Consider the following 22,797-nt stretch of genomic DNA (forward strand, 5'->3'; position numbering starts at 1 on the left):
CGGGTGCTTCCGCCACGTCACGCGATCAACCGTGAGGCAAAATCGGGCAGCAGGCCTGCATCGCCGGCAAGACGGAAGTCAGCGCCCGCAATGCCCGACTGCGCCAGCCAGTCGTCGAATTCCGGCGCACGACGCAATCCGAAGACGTCGCGGACATAGAGCGCGTCGTGAAAAGACGTGGATTGATAGTTCAGCATGACGTCATCGGCGCCGGGGACACCCATGATGAAGGTGACGCCGGCCGCCGCAAGCAGCGTCAGCAGATTGTCCATGTCGTCCTGGTCCGCCTCGGCGTGGTTGGTGTAGCAGATGTCGATCCCAAGCGGCAGGCCGAGCAGCTTGCCGCAAAAGTGATCCTCCAGCCCCGCCCGGATGATTTCCTTGCCGTCGTAGAGATATTCCGGGCCGATGAAGCCGACCACGCTGTTGACCAGGAGGGGCGCAAAGGCGCGGGCCACCGCATAGGCGCGGGCCTCGCAGGTCTGCTGGTCGACGCCGTGATGGGCATTGGCCGATAGCGCCGAGCCCTGCCCGGTCTCGAAATACATCACGTTCTGCCCGACCGTGCCGCGCTTCTGCGACAGCCCGGCCTCTTGGGCCTCCTTGAGGAGCGCGAGGTTGACGCCGAAACTGCGGTTGGCGGCCTCGGTGCCGGCGACCGACTGGAACACGAGGTCGACCGGCGCCCCCTGCCCGATCAGCGACAATGTCGTGGTGACATGGGTCAGCACGCATCCTTGGGTCGGGATCTTGAGCCGCGCGATGACCTCGTCGAGCAGCCGCAGCAATTGGCCGATCACGGCCGGGTCGTCGCTCGCCGGGTTGATGCCGATGCAGGCATCGCCGGCGCCGAGCAGGATGCCGTCGAGGATGGAGGCGGTGATGCCCCTGGCGTCGTCGAAGGGATGGTTGGGCTGGAGCCGGGTGCTCATCCGGCCCTTCAGGCCGATGGTGTTGCGGAAAGCGGTGGTGACCTCGCATTTCCGCGCCGCCAGGATCAAATCCTGGTTGCGCATCAGCTTCGAGACCGCGGCGGCCATCTCCGGAGTGATGCCGCCGGCCAGCTTGCGCAAGATTTCGGGCGTCGCGGCGTCCGATAGCAGCCAGTCGCGAAAGGCGCCGACCGTCAGCGAAGCCACCGGCGCGAACGCCTTGGCGTCGTGGCTGTCGATAACGAGGCGGGTGACCTCGTCGGTCTCATAGGGGATGACGGCTTCCTGTAAGAACTGCCCGAGAGGGACGTCGGCCAGCACCATCCGCGCCGCGATCATCTGTTCGGCACTGGCGGCGGCGATCCCGGCCAGCCGGTCGCCGGAGCGCGGCGGCGTCGCCTTGGCGAGCAGATCGCGCAGATCAGGGAATGCGTACGTCGTGGCGTCGATGGTGTGGCGGTAGACCAAGGGTCTCTCCGGGGTTCGTCGGCCAAAGGCCGACTCCAGGGCAATCCCAAGACTATACCTTCAGATCAAGACGCTGAAATATCGACCTTTCTTTCGACCGAGGGCGAAGGAGGCCAAACCCGGCGTTAACGCTGCGTCCATCTTCATTCTGCATAGTTTTGCATCGATTTGTTACGACCGCGCTCTCCGGCCGCTCCCGGCCATTCGGGCCCCTGAAACCATGAAAACCGACCAATCTGGGAATGCCGCCGGCCTCGCCGGCCGCTTCACGCTTGCCAACAAGCTCTACGCGATCTTCGCGCTGTTCGCGCTGCTCACGGCCGCGATCGCGATGCTGTCCGACTACAACAGCCGCCGCGGTGCCGAGCTGACCACCGCGATCGAGACCGCGAACGCCGCCGCGCTGAACGTTGAGCGGGTCAACTCGCTGGTCTATGCGGTCGTGATGGAATCGCGCGGCGTCTACATGTCGACCGAACCGGCCGTGGTGAAGAAATACGGCGAGGGCCTGCTCAAGTTCAACGCCCAGATCCTCGACGTCGTGAAGCGCTGGGAGACCATCGTCAAGGCTGACGATGCCGAGCAGTTCGCCACCTTCAAGAAGCGCATCGAGCAGTTCGTCGAGTTTCGCAAGGAGCTGGTGCGCCGCGGCGTCGAGATCAATGCGGCCGCGGGCCGCGAATGGGGCGACAACGACGCCAACCGCGCCGTGCGCTCGGCGCTGAACAAGGATCTCGAGGCGCTGTCCAAAGTCTATTCCGAGCGCGCGAGGCAAATCGCGCACGAGACCGAGACCAATCGCATCCTGTCCTTCGTCCTGACCTGCCTCGCCGGCGTGGCGCTCGCCCTCGTCGTGATCGGCATCGTCATCATCGCCCGCTCGATCGCACGCCCGCTCTCCGCCATCACCGCGACCATCAAGCAGGTCGCTGACGGCGCCGAGAACGTCGTGGTGCCCCACTCTGACCGCGCCGACGAGATCGGCGCACTGGCGCGCGCGATCCAGATCTTCCAGGACGCGATGGGGCGCAACCGCAACCTCGCCTCGCAGGTCTCGCAGGACTCCGCCGCGCGCGAGGAGCGCGCCCGCCACATCGAGCAATCCGTCGACGCGTTTCGCGAGGCGATCGGCGCGATCATGCGCGGCCTCAGCGACAACGCCTCCGTCATGCGCGAGACGGCGCAGACCATCACCCGCGTCACCGCGGACGCGAGCAGTCGCGCCGGCACGGCGGCGAACGCCACCGAACAGGCATCGCACAACGTCACGGCGGTGGCAGGCGCGGCCGAGGAGCTGTCTGCGTCGGTGGTGGAGATCGGCCGGCAGGTGCGGCAATCCGCCAGCGCGGTCGAGCAGACCGGGCAGCGCACCGAGAAATCGATTGCCGAGATCGAGAGCCTGGCGGCCGCCACGCAACGCATCGACGGCGTGCTCAGCCTGATCCAGGCGATCGCCGAGCAGACCAATCTGCTCGCGCTCAATGCCACCATCGAAGCGGCGCGCGCGGGCGATGCTGGCCGCGGCTTTGCCGTCGTCGCACACGAAGTGAAGGCGCTCGCGGGGCAGACCGCGAAAGCGACCGCCGACATCAGCGAAAACGTCTCGATGATCCAGTCCTCCACCCGCAACGCGGTCGACGCCGTCCGCGAGATCGGCGGCGCGGTGCGCGAGATCAACGACGTCACCTCGGCGATCGCCGGCGCCATCGGCCAGCAGGACGCCGCCACGCGCGAGATCTCGTCCAACGCGCAATCGGCTGCCCAAGGCAACGAGACCCTCGTCGCCAACATCAGCTCGCTCCGCGACGCCATCGGCGAGACCGATACTGCGGCCTCCTCGGTGCTGAGGGCTGCGAGCAGCGTGACCGAGACGGCGGAGACGCTGTCGTGCGAGGTGGAGAAGTTCTTCCAGAACCTGCGCTCGGGCGCGGCGGACGGCCGCATCGCCAAGGCCGGGTAGCCGCACGTCCATCGCCAACAGAGCCGGCGGTGGGGTCGCTCCATCAAAAACGCGAAAACAACCCCATGCACAGTAGCCGGGGACAGCGATTTCAATGGCTTGGCCACCGCCCCGATCCTCTGCGGATTTGACGAATCTACTTGCTCCGTCGGGCAAAACAGGAGCATGATGTCAATGTTGGAGCTTTCCGCGCTGGGCCGGCAGGATCTCGAAGCCGATCTTCACAGAGACCGCGCGATGCCTCTCTCCGCAATCCCATCTTCCAGGTCATGATCGCCAATCATGGCGAGTTCACCTGTCTTTCGGGCAGGGAATGCCTGCGAACAGAATGGCGGCAGCTGACGATATCTGTTCAGCCATGGAACCATTGGGTTCCCAGTCTATTGCCTCACTGACACATCACATTTGGGAGAAACACGATGAAATTTTTCACAGCCGCTCTGGCGGCCGCAGCAAGTACCCTTCTCGTGACCGCCGCTGCTGCAGCCCCGCTGTCTCCCACCCTGTCTGTCGCTCCGGACAGCAACATTCAGAACGTGCGCATGGTCTGCAACGAAGACGGTCGTTGCTGGCGTGAGCGCGGCGAACGCCGTGTCATCATCCGCGAAGGGCGCGATTCCTACGGATATGCGCCTCGCGAGCGCTACATCGAGCGGCGCGGCTATGAAGAGCGCAGCGGCATCGGCTTCCGCGCTCCCGGCGTGAGCGTCGGGATCGGCACCGACCGCTACTGAGATACGAATCCTGTGAATGCAAAAGCCGCGGAGCAATCCGCGGCTTTTTTGAACTCACTGGACGTCAACAAACTCGCCGCTTTTCCCGGCCTAGCGAGGAGCTGTGATCAGGCAGCCATTCAAAGCACGAACACCGGAAGAATTGATTTCGCTATTGAGCGCCGTGGCGATGGCCATTCTCGCCGCGATCATTGTCATGGTGCTGTATTATGGTCGCGAGATCATCATCCCCATAGCGCTGGCCGTCTTGCTCAGCTTCGTGCTGGCGCCCCTGGTTCGACTGGTTCAGCGTCTGCGCATTCCACGCAGTTTGGCTGTGGTGAGCGTGGTCGTGATCGCCTTCGCATTCATATTTGCGATGGGCAGTCTCCTTGCTACCCAACTCACGCAGCTGGCTGGCGATTTGCCGCGATATCAGTCCACAATAAGCGAGAAGATCCAATCCTTCCGTGAGACCACCGCTGGTCGAGGCACGCTCGAGCGGGCTTCGAGCATGTTGAAGGACCTCAGCAAAGAACTCGACAAGCCCAAGGAGGCCGCGAATTCGTTGGGCACCATAGCAGCTCCGAAAGCGGCCGCGCCGAGGCCCGTTCCTGTGGAAGTGCTTCAGCCCGATCCCGGCGCGCTGGAGAGCTTGCAAACGCTGATTTCACCCTTGCTTCATCCGCTCGCAACGACCGGGATCATCGTCATATTCGTGATCTTCATTTTGCTTCAACGCGAGGATCTTCGTAATCGTCTGATCAGGCTGGCCGGTTCGGATGACCTGCAGCGCACCACGGCTGCCCTTGATGACGCGGCGAGCCGCCTCAGCCGGCTTTTCCTTATCCAGCTTCTCGTGAACGGCAGCTTCGGCATCATCATCGGAACGGGTCTCTGGCTGATCGGCGTTCCAAGCGCGATCCTGTGGGGTATTCTGGCAGCAGTGCTGCGCTTCGTGCCTTACATCGGGGCGGTCATCGCCGCCGCCTTTCCTCTCGCTCTCGCGGTCGCGGTCGATCCAACCTGGACGATGCTGCTTTGGACGATCGCGCTGTTCGTGGTGGTGGAGCCCGTCGTCGGCCATGTGCTGGAGCCGATGGTCTATGGACACAGCACGGGACTGTCGCCGGTGGCCGTTGTGGCTTCTGCGACGTTCTGGACGGCGCTCTGGGGTCCGATCGGCCTCGTTCTGGCGACACCACTCACGGTGTGTCTCGTCGTACTGGGCCGCCATGTCGAGCGGCTGGAGTTCCTGGACGTCATGTTTGGAGACCGACCAGCACTCTCTCCGCCCGAGATATTCTATCAGCGGATGCTCGCCGGCGATCCGACAGAAGCATCGGCAAAAGCCGAGGAGTTCTTGAAGGAGCGATCTCTTAGCTCCTATTACGACGAAGTCGCCCTGCGAGGACTGCAACTGGCTCAAGTGGATGCCGAGCGCGGCGCTCTGGCTCCCGACCGGCTGACCAAAATCAGGGATGCGGTCCAGGAATTTGCCAATAACATTTCGGAGCAGGATGAGCGTCTGCCGCCGAAGGTCGGCCCGACAACAGATGTCGAAGCTACATCTGCCATAGAAGGCGTGGCTGAGGACGCGCCTTATGAGAGTCTGCGGGTTCTGCGCAAGGAGGACTTGCCCGCTGGATGGCAAGGCGAACATCCCGTCCTCTGTGTGGCCGGGCGAAATCCGATCGACGAAGCCGCTGCGATCATGCTGGCTCAACTGACCGGCGCGCATGGCTTGTCGGCCAGAGTCGAGGCAGCGGAAGCGTTGTCGACGGCGAATATCTTCCGGCTGGAGACCGACGGGGTCGCCATTGTCTGCCTCGTCTATATGGATGCAAGCAGCCCTGCCCATATGCGTTACTCGGTGCGACGGCTTCGCCGTAAATTGCCGAAGGCCACAATCATTCTGGGTTGCTGGATGAAGGACATCGAGCCAGCGGCGCTGGAAAGCCTGCGGGAAGGTGCCAAGGCGGATCTGGCTGCTGCAACTCTGGGCGGAGCGCTTAAACTCTGCATAGAGGCGACAGGTGTGGATGGCCTTGGCACAGGAGCCGAAGGCCAGATTTCGAAGATCACGGCCGCTTAGTAGTTTAGACGCGTAGACATGGCTGCTGCGGGCGCGCAGCAAACCGTGATGTCATCATGGCGATGGCGTCGGGACCTTCGGTCGTACTGCGCGACCTTCTGGTGCGACGTTCAGCCAACCGGTCCGGGGGTCCAATCGCCGCCGGCAAGCGGTCGGACTTTTACGTCAGGAATGACCCCGCGCTCCAGGCTCGGATCGAAATGGCGCATCGTCCGCTCATTGAAGTCGATGATGCGGCCAGGCCTTAGCGGTCCCACGTCATTTATCCTGACGATGACCTTCTTGCCGACGGCCTCGACGAGGGCGTATTTCGGCTTCGCGCCAAATTGGACCCCACCGAATTTCTTACGCAAGCTCGTCTTGATGGCAGCCGACCACACCGAGGGATCATAGCGCTCGCCGGAAGCCGTCTTCGGGCCGCCCTCCTCTTTGCCCGGCTTGAACGGATTGTACATGGATGCCGCGCCAACGATCGCTTCCCCGGAAGCGGCATCGTCGACAGCGTTTGAGTGAACCCCACCAGCTTCACATCGCGCTACAGAAACGGAAACGGCAAGCGCAATCATGGCGCCGCAAATTGCGGCGCTCGATCGGAACCCCATTATATCTCCTGTGATTTTCGATTGTTCAGTTCCGATGCCGCAAATCGTTTTGCGGGTCGAGCCAACCCCTGGCTCCGGAACCGTTGGAGGAACCGCAATAGTTCCAGCACCGTGTTTTAGTTGTCGCCGTCTAAGACAGACATTGCGTCAACAGCATGACGACGAGAGCCGCGGCGAAATAGCGCGACATGACTCTCATAGCGCGACCAATCAGGATAATCGGTGCGCTCGCCCGCCTGACCGTGTTTTCATTCTCATCGGCGAGTTTTCGCAGAAGCGATCATCGCAGCGACGGAGGCTGCCACCTGCGTGAGAAGGCTTGCTTGCGCGATGTCACAGAGGGAGTTTGCAATGTCCTCGCGCAGCAAGGCCCGCTGCTGAATGCGTTCATGGACAAGGAGCCGACGCACAGATCCGATCAGCTTGTCTACTCCGTCCTTGTCGGGGGACAAGGGACAGAACTGCTGAACTTGTCTTTCTTCACCTTGCCCCTGCATCAGTCGCAACTGCTCACAGCATCTAACAAGCCTTAACGAGCTATTGACCGGCTTCCGAGCCATGTTGCAGAGCCAGACGAAGGACTGCCCTGCTCCGCAGGCTCCGATCGCCTGAAGCCAGGAGGGTGTCCCATGCCGATGCCATACAATTCCGAGAACACCATCGACAGAAGCCGGCGCGCGCTTTTGAGCACCGTAGCGATTGGAGTTTCAGCGGCGATTTCCGCGAGCGTGTTTCCGCTGCGTGCAGCGGCGGCCGCGGGCGAAAGCACAATTCACCCCTTCCACATTGCCGTGCCGGAGGAGGACCTTGTCGAGCTTCGGCGGCGCGTTTTGGCGACGCGATGGCCTGATCGCGAGACTGTTTCCGATCAGTCCCAAGGTATCCCGCTGGCGAAGCTCCAGCCCCTCGTCAACTATTGGGGGACGGCCTACGACTGGCGCAAGATCGAAGCGAGGATGAATCGACTTCCGCAGTTCGTCACCAACATCGACGGCATCGACATCCACTTCATTCATGTCCGCTCCAAACATCCCAATGCCCTCCCTGTCGTCATAACCCATGGCTGGCCGGGATCGGTTTTCGAGCAGCTCAAGCTGATCGATCCACTCACCGATCCGACGGCCCATGCGGGCCGGGCCGAAGACGCGTTCGACGTCGTGATCCCCTCGATGCCCGGCTATGGCTTCTCCGGCAAGCCGGTCGATACCGGTTGGGGTCCCGACCACACAGCGCGCATCTGGGCGGAACTGATGAAGCGCCTGGGCTACACCCACTATGTCGCGCAGGGCGGCGACTGGGGCTCGCCGGTCTCGAGTGCGATGGCACGGCTGGCGCCGGCAGGCTTGCTCGGCATCCATATCAACTTGCCGGCGATCGTCCCGCCCGATATCGCCGCGATCCTCGCGGCCGGCGGGCCTGCTCCGGCAGACCTCTCCGCCAAGGAACGCGCGGCGTTCGATGCATTCAGTGCGGCCGGCAAGATGGGCAACCGGTCCTACGCGCTGATGATGGGAACGAGGCCGCAAACGATCGGCTATGGCTTGACGGATTCTCCCGCGGGCCTGGCAGCCTGGATGCTCGGACATCCCGGCTTCTCGCATTGGAAGTTCGACGACACCGACTCCGAAAAATCCCGCGACGAGGTGCTGGACGACATCACGCTGTACTGGTTGACGAACAGCGCCACCTCCTCGGCGCGACTTTACTGGGAATATAGCGGGCGCAGTCCCGCCCTTGCAGGTCCGGAGAAGACTGCGGAGATCTCACTGCCGGTGGCCATCACGGTCTTCCCGGGCGAGAGCTATCAAGCCCCGGAGACGTGGGCCCGGCGCGCCTATCGCAACCTGACCTACTTCCACGAGGTCGACAAAGGCGGTCATTTTGCTGCCTGGGAGCAGCCGGCGCTTTTCTCCGCCGAGCTGCGCGCCGCATTCAGGCCCCTTCGGCCCGCACATCTGGTCCAGTGACGGTGGTCAAGGCGCCGCCGGCAAGGTGTTCATGCCGCCTTGCTTTGCGCGGGAAAGAAGAAATGGGGCCGTCAGTGATGGCGTTTGCTAGCCCATCACCCCGCCACGCTTGATCAGCTCCTTCCCCACCGCGGCCAGATGCACCTGATCCGGTCCGTCGCCGATGCGGATGAAGCGGGCGTAGACGTAAGCACGCGCCAGGAACGTGTCCTGCGAGACGCCGGCAGCGCCGTGGATCTGGATGGCGCGGTCGATAACGCGGGCGGCCATGCTGGGCACCACGATCTTGGCGGCCGCAATCAGGTCGCGCGCGATCTTGTTGCCCTCGCGGTCCATCCTGTCGGCGGCTTGCAGCGTCAAGAGCCGCGCCTGCGCGATCTCGCAGAATGAGTGCGCGATGTCCTCACGCACCGAGCCCTGTTCTGCGAGCGGCTTGCCGAAGGCCGTGCGGGAGACCGCGCGCTGACACATCAATTCGAGCGCGCGCTGGGCGCAGCCGATCAGCCGCATACAATGGTGGATACGGCCGGGGCCGAGCCTGCCTTGCGCGATCTCGAAGCCGCGGCCCTCGCCGAGCAGGATGTTCTCCGCGGGCACGCGAACGTTCTCGTAGACGATCTCGGGATGGCCGACCGGCGCGTCGTCATAGCCGTAGGTCAGCATGTCGCGGACGATGCGCACGCCAGGCGTCGCTCTCGGCACCAGGATCATGGATTGCTGGCGGTGGCGATCGGGATCGTCGGGCGCGGTCTTGCCCATCACGATCAGGATCTCGCAATCCTCGTTCATCGCGCCCGAGGTGAACCATTTGCGGCCGTTGATGACGTAGTCGCCGCCGTCGCGCCTGATCTCGCACTGGATGTTGGTGGCATCGCTGGAGGCAACCTGCGGCTCCGTCATCGAGAAGCCGGAGCGGATGCGCCCTTCCAGCAGTGGCTTCAGCCAGCGCTCCTGCTGCGCCGGCGTACCGTAATTGGCCAGCACCTCCATGTTGCCGACGTCGGGCGCCGAGCAATTGAACACCTCCGGCGCCCAGAGGATGCGGCCCATGATCTCCTTCACCGGCGCGTATTCGAGATTGGTCAAGCCAGTGTTGTTGGGATCCTGGCCGTGCTCGCCGGAGAGGAACAGGTTCCAAAGCCCCTGCTCGCGCGCCAGCCGCTTCAGGTCCTGAAGGATCTGCGGCGTCCTGTAGCGTGTCGCTTCCGGCTTCACCTGCTCGTAGTAGAGCTCCTCGACCGGCTCGACATGCGTCCGCATGAACCGGCGGACCCGCTCCTGCAGCTCCAGCGAACGTTCGGAGTGTTGAAAATCCATGGGGTCCTCCTGTTCCCTTCTCCCCTTGTGGCAGAAGGTGGCGCGAAGCGCCGGATGAGGGGTTGTATCCGCGAGTTCAAATGTAGAGACGACTCGCGGAGAGATACCCCTCACCCGGCTCGCCGCTTCGCGGCGATCCACCCTCTCCCGCAAGGGGAGAGGGTGCACTGTCTATGCTGCCGCTCGCGTGCCCCTCACGTGCCGCGCAGCAGCTCGCTGGCGACGATCCAGTCGTTGCCATTGAACTGGAGCATATAGCCGTCCTTGATCGGGCGGAAATCCTGCGGCGTGGTGTTGAGGGTGATGCCGGGCATCAGTAGCGATAGCGGCACGTTCTTCAAATTGGCCGCCTGCGCCATGATGTTCTCGCGCGTCAGATTGTCCTTGCACTGCTTCAGCAAGACCACCAATGCCTCGGCGACGGTGTAGCCGTAGAGACCCGCGACGTTGTTGACGTCGGCATTGGGCAGGCGCTTCTTCATGAAATCGATATAGGCCGTCATCGCCGGATCGTCCTTCGGCGCCTCGACGAACGGCTTGAGCGAGCCGAGCGAGAGCACGCCCTTGCCGGCATCGAGGCCGGCCGGGACCATCACGGTCGCCTTGTTGGCACAGCCCGAGGCGAGGAAGCGCGTCGCCTGCCAGCCGACCTCATGCGCTTTCCGAATCGCCTGGGCGCAGGCGCGCGGCGTCACCGAATAGATCATGAACACGTCGGCCTTGGTGTTGGCGAGCGTCAGCACCTGGGAATCGACGGTGGGGTCGGCGACCTCGAAGCTCGACGCCATCGCGATCGCCTTGTCGGCGTCGGCACCAAGCGCTTCCTTGACGCCGCGCAGATATTCCTTGCCGGCGTCGTCGTTCTGATAGAGCACCGCGAAGCGCGCATTCGGGTTCTTGGCGCGGGCATAGGCGACGTCGATCGCGGCCTCGCTGGTGTAGTTCGGTGCCCATGGCAGCGCCATCGACCAGGGCATGTTGGCGGGATCGTTCCACTTCGAGGCCGAGCTGATCAGAAACAGCTGCGGCACCTTGTTGCTGTTGAGATATTTCGCGATCGCCGAGCTTGGCGCCGTGCCCATGGTCGCGAAGATGAAGGCGACGCCGTCACCCTCGACCAGCCGCCGCGCCGCTTCCATGGTCTTCGGCGGCGAGAAGGCGTCGTCGAGCGACAGGAGATTGAGCTTGCGGCCGTTGATCCCGCCCTTCTCATTGACCTCGTCGAAATAGGCCGAGATCACCCTGCCGGTGATACCGAGGGGCGAAGCGGGGCCGCTATAGGGCATGGTGTTGCCGATCTTGATCTCGGTGTCGCTGATGCCGGGACCGTAGGATTTCTGCGCGGAGACAGGCGTGGACAGGCAGGCAGCCAAGGCTGCAGCCAGGACCAAAGCGGCTTTCATGGTTTCTCCCCGGTGATGATCGCCGCGCGACTCGGAAGGCGCGCGGCGTGCTGCTTCTTGCCAGCACGTCAGATCAGCGGAGTTCCGCAAGGCGGTCTTGCGTCGAGTTGCTGATCAGCCGGTGCACAGCCGCCCTCGCGGGCAGCACCATTGACGCAAATCGAGACGGATGCGCGCCTCAGCCGCGTGTCCGCTCCATCTCCAACTCGGCCTTGAGATTGTCGAGATCGCGATAAATTGAAGCAATCGCAAGAACGCGGCCGCCCTTGCGATACTTCAGCAGGCAGTCCTTGCCACAAATGCTGCCGTCGATCGCGATGTCGTCGAAGCTCTCGGCGTGGCCGACATAGTTGATCGGCACGTCATAGTGCTGCGACCAGAAGAACGGCACGGCCTCGAAGCGCTCGCGCTTGCCGAGCATGTTGCGCGCCGCGGTCTGGCCCTGCCGCTCCGCCACCACCCAGTGCTCGACGCGGATGGTTTGCCGCGAATGCGGATCGGGCCAGCGCGCGATGTCGCCGGCGGCGAAGATGCCGGATACGCTGGTCTCCAGATATTCGCTCACGCTGACGCCCCGATCGGCCGCAAGCCCCGCCTGCTCGGCAAGCGCAAGGCGCGGCTTGACGCCGATCCCGACCACGACCAGGTCGGCCTCGATCACGCCGCCGCTCTTCAACGTGGCGCGCGTGCCGTCCAGCTTTTCCACGGTGTCCTCGAGATGGAAGTTGACGCCGTTCTCCTCATGCAGCGCGCGCACGAAGTCGCCCATCTCGGGACCGAGCACCTTCTGCATCGGCCGTTCGTCCGGCGCGACCACGTGGAGCTCGATCTTGCGTGCCCGCAAGGAGGCCGCAACTTCGAGGCCGATGAAGCTGGCGCCGATCACCAGTGCACGCCTGGCGGTGCCGGCCGCCTTGATGATGGCGCGGCTGTCGGCGACGGAGCGCAGGGTGTAGACATGAGGCTGGTCGGCACCCGGAATCTGCAATCGGACCGGCTCGGCGCCTGTCGCGAGTAGCAGCCGGTCGAACGGCAGCCTGTCGCCGTTGCCCAGCGTCACGCTGCGCGTCTTCGCCTCGATCGCGGCAACATTCGTGTTGAGCCTGAGATCGATGCCGGCGTCCCGATAATAGTCCTGGCCCCGCAGCGGCAGCCAATCCTCCGGCGCGTTGCCCGCGAGGTAATCCTTGGAAAGATTGGGCCGGTCGACCGGCATCGCGCTGTCATTGCTGAGCATGGTGATGGCGCCGGCAAAGCCCTCGCGACGGAGCGTCTCCGCCGCCGCGAAACCCGCCGCGCCGCCACCGATGATGACGAATTTTTCCGGCGTTGGCGCCGTCCGGTGACGCGCCGGAGGCTTCGGCATCTCGCGCTTGCGCTGAACGATGATCTTGTCCTGATCGCGCGAGACCTCCCACAACGCCAGCGCATTCAGCGCCGGCGGACGGGTCGCCTCGCCTGACCGCAAGGAGAAGCAGGCGTGATGCCAGGGACAGCGGATGGTGTCGCCAACCACCAGTCCTTCTGCGAGCGGACCGTGATAGTGGCTGCAGGCCGGCTCGATCGCAAAGATCTCGCTGCCGGCCTGCACCAGCAGGACGTCTTCCTCGCCGACATGGCCGAGCAATTTGCCGTCCTTGAATTCGGCGAGCGTCACGCTTCGGCTCAGGTCGGGCCCGCTTGGCTTCTTGTCTTCGGTCATCCGTTGCCTCCTTGAGCCGTCGCGGATCAATCGTCCGAATTGGCCAGCCCCAGCAGCTCCTGGCGTGTCAGCGCATTGTCGCGGAACACGCCGAGCATGCGGCTGGTGACGAGATCTGTCCCGGGCTTATGTGCGCCACGCGTGGTCATGCAGTGATGCGTCGCCTTGATGATGACCCCGACGCCTTCGGGCCTCAGCACATCGTTGATCGTGTTGGCGATCTGCGCGGTCATCTTCTCCTGGATCTGAAGCCGCTTGGCGTAGATGTCGACGAGACGCGCGAGCTTGGAGATGCCGACGACGCGCCCTTGCGGGATATAAGCGACCCAGGCGCGGCCGACGATCGGTGCCATGTGGTGCTCGCAATGGCTTTCGAAGCGAACGCCGCGCAGGACGATCATCTCGTCATAGCCTTCGATCTCCTCAAAGGTCTTTTGCAGGATTTCGGTCGGATCCTGCGCATAGCCGGAGAAATACTCCTCGAAGGCGCGCGCGACCCGGTCCGGCGTATCGCGCAGACCGTCGCGCGCGGGATCGTCGCCGGCCCAGCGGATCATGGTCCGGATCGCCTGCTCGACCTCCGCCCTCTCAGGCCGCTCGCTCGGCGCCTGCGCGACCGCGACACGTTCCAGCCTGCGCGTTTGCGTCTTCATCGAAAACTCCCCTGCAACGAACCGCATACAGAAGGCGGCCCACAGCTTGGACGGCTGCGATCGGAAAAGGTTCCCGGAATCAGGAAAAATTGGAAGCTGTGAGAGCGGCAAGACAGTGGGACGAGAAACCCGGCTCTACGAGGCCGCTTTCCGCACATCGAGCACGGCCTGGGCCCATTCGGCCGGCCGCTCCTGCGGTAAATTGTGGCCGGCCCCTGTAAAGACGCGCCGCTCGAAAAAGCCCACGAATTTGCCTGCGTGGTGAGCGGTGCCGGAATTGACGCCGTCGCTGTCACCGTCGATCGCGATGGTCGGTACCCGAACCGGGGGCAGGGCGGCGAGCTTCGCCTCGATCGCGGCATAGGCGGGATCGCCCGCGACCAGCGCGTAACGATGTCGATAGGAGTGGATCACGACATCGACGAAATCGGGATTGTCGAACGAGATGGCGCTGGTCTCAAACGTCGCGTCGTCGAAGGCCCATGTCGGCGACCACATCGACCAGAGCTGGCGCGCAAAACCGCGCCGGTTGCGCTCCAGCGCACGGCGGCCGCGTTCGTTGTGGAAGAGATATTGATACCAGAGTGCCGCCTCCTCCGGTGGCGAAGCCGGCTCCATCGAGCGCGCGATGTTCTGGATGTTGTAGGAATTGCCCGAGACGAGCGCGATCACGCGCTCCGGATGCAGCACCGAGACCACGCAGGCTGCGCGCCCGCCCCAGTCGTAACCGCCGACGACCGCGCGCGCAATTCCAAGCGCATCCATGAAGGCCAGCAGATCGGCGCCCAGCGCCGCCTGCTCGCCGGAGCGCAACGTCGCAGCGGAGCGGAATCGCGTCGGCCCGTAGCCGCGCAGCCAGGGCATCAGCACCCGCGCGCCTGCTTGCGCCATGATCGGCGCAGTCTCGGCATAGGCGTTCACGTCGTAGGGAAAGCCATGACCCATGATGCAGGGCCAGCCGTCCGGCGCGCCGTATTCGCGATAGGCGATGTCGAGGATATCGGTGGTGACCGTTTTTTGTTGCATTAGAAAGCGGAGCTATTTTTGCGGCCCGGATAACGTGATGTCACGTTCGGCGCGGAACACGTTGCTGTAGAGGTTGGCGATCCACTGCCGACCGATCTCGGTCTTGTTGAGGTAACCGATCTCGGTCTGGATGTGCGGCGCGACGCTATTCCAATAGAACTGCGGATAGCGGTTCACGATGTCGGCCGGCGAATCGTAGCCGAGCTGGCGGTTGATGCCGACTTCCTCGAACTCGTAGTAGAGCGCATTGGCCTTGCGCAGATAATTGGGGTCGCCGAGCTGGCCGATGAAGTCGGCCGCGCGCAGGATCGAGGCCTCGTCGTCATAGTCCTGGCCTTCCCGGGCCGGAAACCGGGTGCCCTCGATGGCGCGGGCGATGCGCTCCGGATCGAGCCCCGGAATGTGTCGCAGCCGCCGCGAGACATAAAGCTTGGAACGGTCGACATGATACATCATCAGGCTTGCATCCGAGGCGCCGCGCGGCAGTGACACTTTGGTGCCGGCTGCATCGATGACGAAGCCATCGGTGTCATCCTCCTCGAACAGGCCGCGCACATAGCCGATGTCATGGGCCAGGCAGGCGATCAGGACATGGACATAGTCTTCCGCCGACAGATGGGCGTGAAGATATCGGCCGCTGAGGATGGAGTGACCCGCCAGCGTCACCAGCATCGTATGCTCGATATTGTGATAAAGCGCGTCGCTATTGCCGATGCATTCCATCGCCGTGCGGGTTGCGCTCTCGACGATGCGCGCAGAGGGCTCGTCGAACCGACGACGCATGAACGAGCCCAGCAATTTTTCAAGGGAGTCCGCCGCCAGTTTCGGTAACGTCATCATGGATGCAGCCCCGTCTGTCGGTGGTTTTCCACGCCAATTCCCGACATCTCATTCTCGTCCTCGACGCAGGCGCCAGCATAGCCCATCTTGGCCGACTGGCCAAACCCGGGGGCGCAAACTCGGAAATATGTTGCGGTTTGTGCCCCGCGATATCGCGGTTGCGTGCGGACCCGCCACACCCGGGATGGGTGTCGCGGGCAGGACCCGCAATCATTCCACCAACAGCACGTCGACGGCGACGTCGAGCTTCTGCTTCGGCGAGCCGACGATGATGCCGTCGACCGGCGAAACGTCGGAGAAGTCGCGGCCGACTGCGAGCACGATATGGTCGCCAGCAACCATAAGATCGTTGGTCGGGTCGAAATCGACCCAGCCAAGCTCGTCCCCGCACCACAGCGACACCCAGGCATGGGTGGCGTCGGCGCCCTGCAGGCGCGGCTGGCCCGCCGGCGGAATGGTGCGCAAATATCCGCTGACATAGGCCGCGGGCAGGCCCAGCCCGCGCAAGCCCGCGATCATCACATGGGCAAAATCCTGACAGACGCCATGGCGCTTGACGAAGACCTCGTTGAGCGGCGTCGAGATCACCGTCGCCTTGGGGTCGTAGCGAAATTCGGTGCGGATGCGACGCATCAGATCGACCGCCCCGGCAAGGATGCCCGCGCCGGGCGCAAAGCTTTCCGCCGCATAGGCGCTGACCGGTCCCAGCACCGGCACTAGCGGGCTCGCAAAGACATAGCCGACCGGCGAGGACGGCCCGAGGCTCGTCGCCTCGAAGGCGATGTCGCGAATGTTCTCCCAGGCCGGGCTGACAGCGGCGCGCGCCGGCGGCTGGCGCGACACCTTCACGCGAGAGCGGGAATCGATGCGCAGGGTGCGATGCGCGGCCTCGATCACGACACTCTCGGTCAGGGTGCCGAAGAAATCGCGCCGGACGCTACGCTCTGCGGGGCGCGGACGGATCTCGACCTTATGCGAAATCAGCTCCTGGCCATGGCCGCTCCTCGGCTCCAGCCGCAGCGTGCAGCGCGCGAAGCTGACCGGGCTCTCGTATTCGTAGGTGGTGACGTGACGGATATCGTAGATCACGCCAGCCCCGTCAGCTTTTCCGGCCGGCTCGCATTGGGACCGTGCGGGAAGTAGTGCTGCCCGACCGCCTCGGCGAGGCTGAGCAGATCCTGCTCCAGGGCGAACAGCGTCTTGACCTCGAGCTTCTCGGCCTGCGCGGTCGCGAGCATCGCCTGCAGCGCGACCGCAAGCCGCTGCGGCTTCTCGATCAGGCCGTGCTCCTTCAGGCTCGGCAGTGCGGCGATGTGTTCGTTCAGCGTCGTCACCTGGAACGCCACGGAACGCGGATTGTAATTGTCGAGCACGGCGAGGTCTCGCACCGGCGCCAGGATCGGCGCCAGCAGATAGCGCGAGCGGTAGGTGATTTGGCAATCCACCAGCGTCAGCAGGATATCGAGATCCTCGTCGCCGGCCTCGTCATAGGCAAACTGCCGGGCAAAGCGCGTGGTGTTGATGGCGCGCTCGGTGCGCCGACCGATATCGAGGAAGCGCCAGCCGGCGGCGCGGTTCATGTTCTCATGCGCAAGGCCGGCAAAGCTCGCGAGCTCCTGCAAGGTCAACTCGGCCGCGCTCAGCACGCTGTCGTCGTCCTCGACCTCGACGGCCAGCCGCTCGACCATCTCGGTGATGACTTGCCAGGCATCGGGCGACAGCCGCTCGCGCAAGGAGGTCGCCGTGCGCTGGGCCGCGCGGACCAGCGACAGTGCCGAGCCGAAACGCTCCGGGCTCTGCAGCGCTTCGGCAACGATGCGGCCGGGCGCCGCGCGCGAGGTCTGCGAGATCGCGCCCCAGGTCACCAGCAGGCGCTGGATACGCTCCGCCGATTGCAGCGAGGCCGCGGTGCCCTTGTTGGGCCCGCTCGGCGAGCCCAGCGCCCGCACCAGCCGCAGCGTCGCCTCGGCGCGTTCGAGATAGCGGCCGAGCCAGAACAGATTGTCGGCGGCGCGACTCGGCAGCACGCCGGCGATCCGGCGGATGCGCACCTTGTCGACCGCAGGCAGCAGCGTCGCGGTCGAGACCTGCTTGTCCGAGACCACCCAGACGTCGGCGGAGCGCGCGCCGTCGCCCATCGACACCGCGCGCGCATCCGGCTGCTCGGCGATCCGGCAGAAGCCGCCGGGCATGATGGCCCAGCCGTCCGGCGTCGCGGCTGCGAACACGCGCAGCACGAAGGGACGCGGCGTGATTTGCCCCTGTTCCCACACCGGCATGGTCGAGAGCCGCACCACCTCCTGGCCGACATAGTCCATGCCGCGCGCAGCGATGGCGTCGCTCAGGCGCCGGCGCCCGGCGGCGTCGAGTTCGCTCGCGAGCACCGGACCGTTGCTGTCGAAACCGGGAACGCCGCGCCGATACGCGCCTTCGATCGCGACCTCGTCGAGCCGCGACAACACTTCGTCGCGCGCCGAGCGCTGGCCGCACCACCAGGTCGCGATGTGCGGCATCTTCAGCTCTTCGCCGAGCAGCCGGCGGCTGAGCGCCGGCAGGAAGCCGAGCATCGCGCGCGCCTCGAGGACACCCGAGCCCGGCATGTTGGCGACGACGACGCCGTCCTTGCGCAGCACGTCGATCAGGCCGGGGACGCCCAGCCGTGACGAGGCATCGAGCTCGAGCGGATCGAGCGAATTGGAATCGACACGGCGCAGCAGCACGTCGAGGCGCTTGAGGCCTGCAACCGTGCGGATGTGGATATGATTGTCGCTGACGGCGAGATCGTCGCCCTCGACCAGCAGGAAGCCGAGATAGCGCGCCAACGTCGCGTGCTCGAAATAGGTCTCGCTGAAGCTGCCCGGCGTGAGCACGCCAATCCGCGGCTCGTCGCGGTCGGCGCGCGCCCGAAGACTGTCGCGAAACGCCTCGAAGAACGGCGCGACGCGCGGCACGTTCATCGACTTGTAGAGGTCCGAGAAGGCGCGCGAGAGCACCAGGCGGTTCTCCAGCGCATAGCCCGCACCCGACGGCGCCTGCGTGCGATCGCCGAGCACCCACCAGCGTCCGTCGGGCCCGCGGCCGACATCGGCGGCATAGAGCGAGAGATAGCGCCCGCCCGGCGGCGGCACGCCGCAGGCGGGACGGAGATATTCGGGGCTCCCCGCGATCGCGGCCGCCGGCAGCGCGCCTTCGGCGACGAGGCGGCCCTCGCCATAGATGTCACGCAGCACGAGCTCGAGCAACTCGGCGCGCTGGGTGATGCCGTCGGACAGCTGCTTCCAGTCGGCCTCGTCAATCAGCAGCGGCAGATGGCTGATCGACCAGGGCCGGTCGGCGCTCTCGCCGGGCGCGCGATAGGTGACGCCGGCCTCGCGGAGATGACGGTCGGCCATGCCAAACCGCCGCTCAACCTCATCGGGCGCGAGCGCACCGAAGGCATCGAAGAAGCGGCTCCAGACCGCGCGGGGCTTGCCGTCCGGGCCGAGAAACTCGTCGGGGATGTCGGGCAGGCGCCTGTAGTCGCGGACCCATTGCGCGAAGCGGCGCTGGCCTTCGCGCTGGCCATCACGTTGACCTTGCGCCTGACCCGCCTTGTCGTCCTCTTCGGCTGCGCCCTCGGCCATGCGCCACTCCCTGCCCCGGCATCATACTCATTGCAGGAGCGGGGTCCGCAAGTCGAGGGTCAGCGGAAACTCATTTGTGCGTTCCTCGGGCGGCGGCTGCATCGGACCCGGCGTATGGCCATGGTCCTGGAAGCGCGCCAGCCGCCGCGCCTCGGCCTCGTAGGTGTTGACGGGCTTGGTGTCGTAGCTGCGGCCGCCCGGATGGGCGACATGATAGACGCAGCCGCCGAGCGAGCGGCCGTTCCAGGTGTCGATGAGGTCAAAGGTCAGGGGCGCATGAACGGGAATGGTCGGGTGCAGGCCTGAGGCCGGCTGCCAGGCCTTGAAGCGGACGCCGGCCACGGCTTCACCAGAGCGGCCGGTGGCGGTCATCGGCAGGCGGCGGCCGTTGCAGGCGACGATATGGCGGCCCGCGACGAAGCCTTCCGCCTTGACCTGAAGCCGCTCGACCGACGAGTCGACATAGCGCACGGTGCCGCCGGCCGAGCCCTCCTCGCCGAGGACGTGCCAAGGCTCCACCGCCTGCCGCAGCTCCAGCGTCACGCCGCCATGATGGATGCGGCCGAACGCGGGGAAGCGGAATTCGAGCTGGGCCAGATACCATTCAGGCTCGAACGGATACCCGGACTGCTTCAACTCGGTGAGCACTTCGAGGAAATCCTCCCAGATGAAGTGCGGCAGCATGAAGCGGTCGTGCAGCGCGGTGCCCCATCGCACGAACTTGCCTTGTTGCGGCTCGCGCCAGAATTTTGCGATCAGCGCGCGGATCAGCAGCTGCTGCGCCAGCGACATGCGTGGATCCGGCGGCATTTCGAGCGCGCGGAATTCAACGAGACCGAGGCGGCCGGTCGTGCCGTCCGGTGAATAGAGCTTGTCGATGCAGATCTCGGCGCGATGGGTGTTGCCGGTGATGTCGACGAGGAGATGCCGGAACAAGCGATCTACCAGCCACAGCGGCGCCTGAGTGCCCGGCGGCGGCACGTGCGTGAGCGCGACCTCGAGCTCGTAAATGCTGTCGTGGCGGGCTTCGTCGATGCGCGGCGCCTGGCTGGTCGGGCCGATGAACAGGCCGGAGAAGAAATAGGACAGCGACGGATGCCGCTGCCAGTGCAGCACCAGGCTCTTCAACAGATCAGGCCGGCGCAGGAACGGCGAGTCCTGCGGGCTCGAGCCGCCGACCACGACGTGATTGCCGCCGCCGGTGCCGGTGTGGCGACCATCGACCAGGAAGCGATTGGCACCGAGGCGTGTCTTGCCGGCATCCTCATAGAGCCCGACGGTGATGTCGACCGCCTCGCGCCAGTTCTTTGCCGGCTGGACGTTGACCTCGATCACGCCGGGATCGGGCGTCACCTTGATGACGTCGACACGCGGATCGAATGGCGGCGGATAACCCTCGACATGGACCTGGAGCTGCATCTCCTCGGCAGTCGCTTCGAGCGCCGCGATCATCTCGAGATAATCCTCGATCTGCTCGACCGGCGGCATGAAGGCGCAGAGCACGCCGTCGCGGACCTCGACCGACATCGCGGTGCGGACGGGGACCGAGGTGTTGAGCTGTTCGGGCTCGAGCCGCTCCGGCGCGTCCGGACGCGCCGGAAGGCTGAACACCGGCAGCTTGCCGCGGGCCTCCATCGGATCCCGCTCGACGATGTAGGGATACTGATCGGGCGGGACATAGCCGAGCGAGTCCAGCGGCAAGCGCAGGCCGAGCGGCGAATCGCCCGGCATCAGGAACAGATGACTGCGCCGGAGCTGCCAGCGCTCGCTGCGCCAGCGTGGCGCCGCATTCCAGCGCTGCACCGGCAGCACGAAGCCGCGAGGGTTGTTGAGCCCCTGTTCGAACACCCGCGCCATCCGCGCGCGGGCCTCCGGATCGGACAATTTGGAATCGGAAGGATCGACGTTGACGGGAAGCTCGGATTCCTTCTGCAGCCAGTACGCGGTGTCCTCATAGGCTGGCATGATGTAGCCGGGATCGAGCCCGAGCCGCAGCGCCGTGCCCTCCACGAACGCCTGGACGTCCTTGGCCTGCGCCGACCGCGGATTTTCGATGCTGGCGATGAGGTCGGCATTCTTCCAGATCGGCACGCCGTCCTTGCGCCAGTACAGGCCAAACGCCCAACGCGGCAGGCTTTCGCCGGGATACCATTTGCCTTGCCCGAAGTGCAGCAGGCCGCCGGGTCCGAAACGCGCGCGCAGGCGGCGGATCAGATCGTCGGCGAGCCCGCGCTTGGTCGGGCCGACGGCGTCCGTGTTCCACTCGGCGCCTTCGAGATCATCGACGGAGACGAAGGTCGGCTCGCCACCCATGGTCAGACGCACGTCCTGGGCCGCAAGATCGCCGTCGACCTGCTCGCCGAGATCGTTGAGCCGTATCCAGGATTCGTCCGAGAACGGTTTTGTGATGCGCGGCGCCTCGCGAATGCGCTTGACGCTCATGTCGAAGGCGAATTCGACCTCGGCAAAGCCCGCGCCGCCGGAGATCGGCGCGGCCGAGCGGTAGTGCGGTGTCGCGGCGACCGGGATGTGGCCCTCGCCCGCGAGCATGCCCGAGGTCGCGTCGAAGCCGATCCAGCCTGCACCCGGCAGGTAGACCTCGGCCCAGGCGTGCAAATCGGTGAAATCGTTCTCGACCTCCGGCGGCCCCTCGATCGGATCGATGTCGGGACGGACCTGGATCAGATAGCCGGAGACGAAACGGGCGGCGAGACCGAGGTGCCGGAAGGTCTGGATCAGGAGCCAGGCGGAGTCGCGGCACGAGCCGGCCGCGGAGGAGAGCGTCTCCTCCGGCGTCTGCACGCCCGCTTCCATGCGGATGACGTAGCCGATCTTTTTCTGCAGCTCCCTGTTGAGATCGACCAGGAAGTTGACGGTGTTCGGGGCTTCGTGCGGGATCGTGTCGAGATATTTCGCGAACAGCCGATCGGGCTTGACGGTCTCGAGATAAGGCGCGAGTTCGGTCTTGAGATCTTGCGTATATTCGAACGGAAAGCTGTCGGCATAGGGCTCGACGAAGAAGTCGAACGGATTGACCGTGGTCATCTGCGCCGTGAAATCGACCTCGATCTTGAGCTCGGTCGTCTTCTCCGGGAAGACGTAGCGCGCGATCCAATTGCCTAGCGGATCCTGCTGCCAGTTCACGAAATGATTGGCCGGAGTGACCTTGAGCGAATAACTCAGGATCGGCGTGCGGGTATGCGGCGCCGGCCGCAGACGGATGGTCTGCGGGCCGAGATCGATCGGACGGTCGTATTTGTAGTGCGTGACGTGGTGTAGTGCGACGTAGATCGACACGGGGTGCGGTACTCCAGCAGCTTTTTTGAGCAGAACACCGCTGGTGACCTCGATCAAGCATTAACAACGGGCAGAGGGTGCCTAGGAAGTATCCGCCATAGCCCACCCGTAGCCTGGATGGAGCGAAGCGTAATCCGGGGTTCTTCACCCGCAGACTGACTTGTCCCGGATTGCGCTTCGCTCCATCCGGGCTACGAAG

15 protein-coding genes are annotated in these 22,797 nt (G+C 64.7%); 4 read left to right on the plus strand and 11 right to left on the minus strand.

Annotation, left to right across the window (positions count from 1 at the left end; translation table 11 throughout):
- Positions 1–17: 17 nt before the first annotated feature.
- Positions 18–1,400, minus strand: a complete 1,383-nt coding sequence (locus tag IVB50_RS40030; protein WP_247300201.1) for an ethanolamine ammonia-lyase subunit EutB — start codon at positions 1,398–1,400, stop codon at positions 18–20.
- A 220-nt stretch (positions 1,401–1,620) separates the two neighbouring features.
- Here IVB50_RS40030 and IVB50_RS40035 point away from each other — a divergent pair, with 220 nt between their 5' ends.
- The 3 genes from IVB50_RS40035 (at position 1,621) to IVB50_RS40045 (ending at position 6,168) form a co-directional block, all read left to right on the plus strand.
- Positions 1,621–3,360: a HAMP domain-containing methyl-accepting chemotaxis protein gene (locus IVB50_RS40035; protein ID WP_247300202.1), complete on the plus strand. Its 1,740-nt coding sequence runs from the start codon at positions 1,621–1,623 to the stop codon at positions 3,358–3,360.
- A gap of 419 nt (positions 3,361–3,779) precedes the next feature.
- Positions 3,780–4,094, plus strand: coding sequence for a hypothetical protein (locus IVB50_RS40040; protein ID WP_018456931.1), 315 nt, complete (start codon positions 3,780–3,782; stop codon positions 4,092–4,094).
- Positions 4,095–4,263: 169 nt separating this feature from the next.
- Positions 4,264–6,168: an AI-2E family transporter gene (locus IVB50_RS40045; protein WP_247300316.1), complete on the plus strand. Its 1,905-nt coding sequence runs from the start codon at positions 4,264–4,266 to the stop codon at positions 6,166–6,168.
- Between the two features lie 110 nt (positions 6,169–6,278).
- On the opposite strand, the gene IVB50_RS40050 is transcribed toward IVB50_RS40045, so the two are convergent.
- Complete coding sequence (locus IVB50_RS40050) at positions 6,279–6,770, minus strand: septal ring lytic transglycosylase RlpA family protein (RefSeq protein ID WP_026233268.1); 492 nt, start codon at positions 6,768–6,770, stop codon at positions 6,279–6,281.
- Between the two features lie 629 nt (positions 6,771–7,399).
- On the opposite strand from IVB50_RS40050, the gene IVB50_RS40055 reads away from it, so the two are divergent.
- Positions 7,400–8,737: an epoxide hydrolase gene (locus IVB50_RS40055; RefSeq protein ID WP_018456936.1), complete on the plus strand. Its 1,338-nt coding sequence runs from the start codon at positions 7,400–7,402 to the stop codon at positions 8,735–8,737.
- A gap of 87 nt (positions 8,738–8,824) precedes the next feature.
- Here IVB50_RS40055 and IVB50_RS40060 read toward each other — a convergent pair whose 3' ends face one another.
- From IVB50_RS40060 to IVB50_RS40100, 9 genes are all read right to left on the minus strand, one after another.
- Complete coding sequence (locus tag IVB50_RS40060; protein WP_018456937.1) at positions 8,825–10,054, minus strand: acyl-CoA dehydrogenase family protein; 1,230 nt, start codon at positions 10,052–10,054, stop codon at positions 8,825–8,827.
- 194 nt (positions 10,055–10,248) lie between these two features.
- Positions 10,249–11,457, minus strand: coding sequence for an ABC transporter substrate-binding protein (locus IVB50_RS40065; RefSeq protein ID WP_018456938.1), 1,209 nt, complete (start codon positions 11,455–11,457; stop codon positions 10,249–10,251).
- A 178-nt stretch (positions 11,458–11,635) separates the two neighbouring features.
- On the minus strand, positions 11,636–13,159 hold the full coding sequence (locus tag IVB50_RS40070) for an FAD-dependent oxidoreductase (RefSeq protein WP_247300203.1): 1,524 nt from the start codon (positions 13,157–13,159) through the stop codon (positions 11,636–11,638).
- Positions 13,160–13,185: 26 nt separating this feature from the next.
- Complete coding sequence (gene folE / locus IVB50_RS40075; RefSeq protein ID WP_018456940.1) at positions 13,186–13,812, minus strand: GTP cyclohydrolase I FolE; 627 nt, start codon at positions 13,810–13,812, stop codon at positions 13,186–13,188.
- Positions 13,813–13,947: 135 nt separating this feature from the next.
- Positions 13,948–14,838: an alpha/beta hydrolase gene (locus tag IVB50_RS40080; RefSeq protein ID WP_018456941.1), complete on the minus strand. Its 891-nt coding sequence runs from the start codon at positions 14,836–14,838 to the stop codon at positions 13,948–13,950.
- 12 nt (positions 14,839–14,850) lie between these two features.
- The gene (locus IVB50_RS40085; protein WP_026233269.1) at positions 14,851–15,678 is read right to left on the minus strand and encodes a metal-dependent phosphohydrolase; all 828 of its coding nucleotides are present in this window, start codon (positions 15,676–15,678) and stop codon (positions 14,851–14,853) included.
- A 210-nt stretch (positions 15,679–15,888) separates the two neighbouring features.
- Positions 15,889–16,767 carry a transglutaminase family protein gene (locus IVB50_RS40090; RefSeq protein WP_018456943.1) on the minus strand — a complete coding sequence of 293 codons (879 nt, stop codon included), beginning with the start codon at positions 16,765–16,767 and terminating at the stop codon, positions 15,889–15,891.
- Positions 16,764–19,301, minus strand: coding sequence for a circularly permuted type 2 ATP-grasp protein (locus IVB50_RS40095; protein ID WP_018456944.1), 2,538 nt, complete (start codon positions 19,299–19,301; stop codon positions 16,764–16,766). Before IVB50_RS40095 ends, IVB50_RS40090 begins: the two co-directional genes overlap by 4 nt.
- A 27-nt stretch (positions 19,302–19,328) precedes the next feature.
- The gene (locus IVB50_RS40100; protein ID WP_247300204.1) at positions 19,329–22,598 is read right to left on the minus strand and encodes a transglutaminase family protein; all 3,270 of its coding nucleotides are present in this window, start codon (positions 22,596–22,598) and stop codon (positions 19,329–19,331) included.
- Positions 22,599–22,797: the final 199 nt, after the last annotated feature.

This window comes from Bradyrhizobium sp. 87, from assembly GCF_023073015.1.
Taxonomy (GTDB): Bacteria; Pseudomonadota; Alphaproteobacteria; order Rhizobiales; family Xanthobacteraceae; genus Bradyrhizobium; species Bradyrhizobium canariense_D.